The sequence below is a fragment of the Burkholderia semiarida genome (assembly GCF_029268935.1).
GTDB lineage: Bacteria > Pseudomonadota > Gammaproteobacteria > Burkholderiales > Burkholderiaceae > Burkholderia > Burkholderia semiarida.
This window is the reverse complement of record NZ_JAHLCL010000004.1, coordinates 406-751: the sequence shown is the minus strand read 5'-3', so window position 1 is coordinate 751 and position 346 is coordinate 406. Positions and strand designations below refer to the sequence as shown.

The window sequence follows — 346 nt, the reverse complement described above, 5'->3', positions numbered from 1 at the left end:
CGTTGATAGGTCAGGTGTGTAAGCGCAGTAATGCGTTCAGCTAACTGATACTAATTGCCCGTAAGGCTTGATCCTATAACAAGTCTGCCTTGTCGATGATCGTTAGTGCTTCAGCACGAAGCTGATCGATGCGGCGCGCCGGTTGAAGTACCGGTGACCTGCGTAGCAAGACGAGACAAGTTGGATTCTCGTGTGTGATACACACAACTCAAAATTACTGCTTCTTCCAAGATTGGTTCTGTTGGCCACGCCAGTAGAACAACCCTCTTTGCCTGATGACCATAGCGAGTCGGTCCCACCCCTTCCCATCCCGAACAGGACCGTGAAACGACTCTACGCCGATGAT

General features: G+C 50.9%; 1 rRNA gene. It reads left to right on the top strand.

Annotated elements, in window-relative coordinates:
* Positions 1–75 (top strand): 23S ribosomal RNA (locus tag KPB06_RS06875); the annotation flags it as partial.
* Positions 76–346 lie beyond the last annotated feature (271 nt).